We start from the raw sequence: 3,441 nt of genomic DNA on the forward strand, positions 1-3,441 counted from the left end.
GGACGAAAAAATAGCCGCCAGCAGTAATGGCTAGCAAAGATTAATATACTTGGGTTCATAACATTTCCATCTCCTTACAGACCAGACGTTTCTGATTGGTCTGATAACATATTGCAGAATTATCCCCGTTACGGAGCGCCTGAATGGTAGAAGATTTGATCAGCAAACTTGATTCAATGACTGATAAACGCCGAGTTGTATTGTTGTTTTCGACGGAAGATGAATCAACTGTTCAAGAACAGATTCTGCCGAAATTACCTGAACAGCAATGGGATATTGAGCTCAGCAGCTTTGAGTTGGAGCAGTCATGTCAATTTGATGATGATCAGCTGGTCATCAGCTATCTGAATGATGAGTTGCTGCGTAAGTTGATGCTAAAGGCACGTGAGCAGAAATGGACGATTGGGCTGTTACCGCATCCCGAGATGAAACATGCCCGCTATGGTTTTGGGATTGCCGCCAATTTTGACGATGCACTTAGCGATATTGTGAATAACGATGCTTCGCAACTGGATTTGTTGCTTTGTAATGAAAGACCGGTGTTCAACTCTGTGATTGTAGGGCAGACCTTTACTTTGGTCCCTGGCGAAGCAATGGTAGAAGCATTCTTGGTGAGGGTAAGACGCTTCTGGCGATTGATGCGTAGTCTCAAAGAGGTGCGTTTTACACCGTTCACTATTACCACTCAGAAAGAAAAAGTGATTGAAACAGCAGCCTTTGGCGTGGTGGCAGTTGAGCATGGCCGAAGCTCAGTATTGTCCCGCCGTTTTATGCCCGATTCCAATGCCAATGATGGCATGCTGCATGCACTGGTGTTGGCGCCAAGAAGTGTCTTTGAAATGCTCAGGTTTCTGTTTGCCTCTTTGTTTATGCGAACTATCTGGAGCCGAAATAACCCGGCGTTTGTCGGCTTTATTAAAAGTAGCCAGCTTACGTTGGAAACCAATAAACCCATCCAATACAGTCATGATGAGATGGTCTCCGAGGCACAGCAACTGCAGTTCAAAGTAGAGCGGCGGACTATTCGGTTGATACCCGGCAGGCTACTGGCGTTATCGGAAAGTGGTGGGGATCAGAAAGAAGTTATTCGCACCCAGGCATTGCCGTTGGGCAAAGCGCGTAATGAACTGGTCAGTTATCCATTGCCATGGATGCATCATGCTGCGCCGGAAGAGTTCAAAGATTTATTTATGATGATGCGCGAAAGCGCAAAGGCTACTCCAGCCTATTTAACGTTGATGGTGTTATCCACTTTGCTGGCGGCTTTTGGCCTGTTTGCCAATTCTATTCCAGTCGTTATCGGTGCGATGATTCTGGCCCCATTGATGGGCCCGATTATTTCTATGTCATTAGGCACCCTGCGCCAGGATGAAAATCTGATGATCGATAGTGGTCGCAGTATCGCTATTGGCACCGGGCTCGCCTTACTTTGTGCCATGCTGATTGCCTGGTTTATACCGTTGAATCATATCAATAGTGAAATCGCCGCACGAATCAGTCCGACCTTGCTGGATTTAGGTGTGGCCGTGGTTTCGGGAATTGCCGGTGCCTATGCTCATGCGCGTGCTGAAGTGGCTAAAAGTCTTGCCGGTGTCGCTATTGCTGTAGCCCTGGTGCCACCGCTGGCGGTTGCTGGTATTGGCTTGGGTTGGTTCGACTTGACCGTGTTTTTTGGTGCTTTCCTGTTATATCTGACGAACCTTGTTGGCATTATTCTGGCAGCGTTAATCACCTTTATGATTCTGGGTTACAGTCCATTTCATCGAGCGAAACGTGGTTTGATGCTGACGCTGGTGATGGTGGCTATTCTGGCGGTTCCGCTGGCTTTCGGTTTTGAGCGGATGGTGGCCGAAAATAATGTGTTACGTCAGTTGGATGGCCAGGAAATAGCAGGTGTCAAACTGGTGGATGTCAATGTGAGACCACGTGATCCAGTGATAATCAGCTTGACCATGGTGTCAAAAACCCCAGTGGATCATGCCGTGATGGATGAAGTAAAACAGGAAATTGAACGCCGTTTACAACAACCAGTGGTGTTGGAAATTGCTGTCAGGGTGGTTCGATAAATAATAGCTCAGACACAGATTTCTGTGTCTGAGCTTTCCGTCATCAAGGCTTACGAAAACGTAAGGTCATTCGATCACTTTCACCAATGGCCTGATATTTCGTTTTATCTGTTTCATTATCTACGCGCAGGTTGGGTGGCAAGGTCCAGACACCATTGGGATGATCCGCCGTATCTGCCGGATTCGCGTTGATTTCAGACTTTTCTTCCAGTACAAAGCCAGCATTTTCAGCCAGTGAAATCACATATTCTTCAGTGAGATAACCACTTTTCTTCATCACAGCAAGCGGCGTTCCCGGTTTGGCCCGATGGTCAGTCACACCCAGAATACCGCCGGATTTTAATGCTGTGAAAATGGCATTAAAGGCCTGGTCGGCAAAATCACCCTGCACCCAGTTATGAACGTTGCGAAAGGTTAAAACAGCATCCAGACTTTGTGGAGCAGCAAATTGCCAATCGCTTTCCGGGCCAAATTCGGTGACAACTACTTCGTCATATAGCTCTGGAGAGGCTTTTAGCCAGGTATTGTATTCCTGGCGAAGATTTTGTCTGTAGGCCGATTGTGTGTCCTCAGGAAAACCGGCTGCAATCAATTTTCCCTTACCATGTTTTAACCATGGGGCAAGGATCTCCGTATACCAGCCACGTCCTGGCCATATTTCAGCGACATGCATATCAGCGGTGATGCCGAAGAACATCAAGGTGGCTGAAGGATGGCGAAACATATCACGTTGCTTATTGGCTTCTGACCGTGAAGGACTGTCAATTGTTTTCTCTAATAACGCCTCTGCCATAACAGGTTGACCAAGTGGCAGTAAACACAATAATAATAAAGAAGAAAAAATACGCTGCAAACTCATAGAAATTTTCCTTTTTAAATTTAAGTTAATACGTAACTAACAGACTGCATGATACGCTCATGGTTGCAACACCCCTTTAAGAACGAGATTGATTTGTCTTCTGGCAGCTTAGCGGGTAGTTTTAAGGGAATATCGCAAAGTAACAGACGAATATTCCTTGTCTGACTCTAGCTGAGTGTCCGGATATAACGCATTGTGAAGAAACCATAAAACGCCTATGTCAGATAAAAATGAAAAACTTAAGATTGCTCTGTTAAATATCCATGGTCTTATTCGTGGTCATGATCTCGAACTTGGTCGAGATGCCGATACTGGCGGTCAGACACTGTATGTGCTTGAGCTGGCTCAGGCTTTGTCTGAGCAGGAAAAGGTCGGTGAAGTTTTACTAATTACCAGACGAGTCGAGGATGATGAGGTTTCGCCTGATTATGCCCAGCCTATTGAAGAGCTAAACGAAAAATTACGTATCATAAGAATTGATGCCGGGCCTGAAGAATATCTGGCCAAAGAACAAAT

The 3,441-nt window shown here is 46.0% G+C and carries 2 protein-coding genes and 1 pseudogene; 2 read left to right on the top strand and 1 reads right to left on the bottom strand.

Going from position 1 to position 3,441, the window contains the following annotated elements; all coding sequences use genetic code 11:
* Positions 1-143 precede the first annotated feature (143 nt).
* Complete coding sequence (locus tag B3182_RS07495) at positions 144-2,066, top strand: TIGR00341 family protein (RefSeq protein ID WP_292355859.1); 1,923 nt, start codon at positions 144-146, stop codon at positions 2,064-2,066.
* A gap of 43 nt (positions 2,067-2,109) precedes the next feature.
* Here B3182_RS07495 and B3182_RS07500 read toward each other — a convergent pair whose 3' ends face one another.
* Positions 2,110-2,925, bottom strand: coding sequence for a class I SAM-dependent methyltransferase (locus tag B3182_RS07500; RefSeq protein WP_292355857.1), 816 nt, complete (start codon positions 2,923-2,925; stop codon positions 2,110-2,112).
* A 217-nt stretch (positions 2,926-3,142) separates the two neighbouring features.
* On the opposite strand from B3182_RS07500, the pseudogene B3182_RS07505 reads away from it, so the two are divergent.
* Positions 3,143-3,441: pseudogene (locus tag B3182_RS07505) on the top strand (HAD family hydrolase); the annotation flags it as partial.

Origin of the sequence: Methylophaga sp. UBA4204, assembly GCF_002379485.1 — a bacterium.
Classification (GTDB): Bacteria; Pseudomonadota; Gammaproteobacteria; order Nitrosococcales; family Methylophagaceae; genus Methylophaga.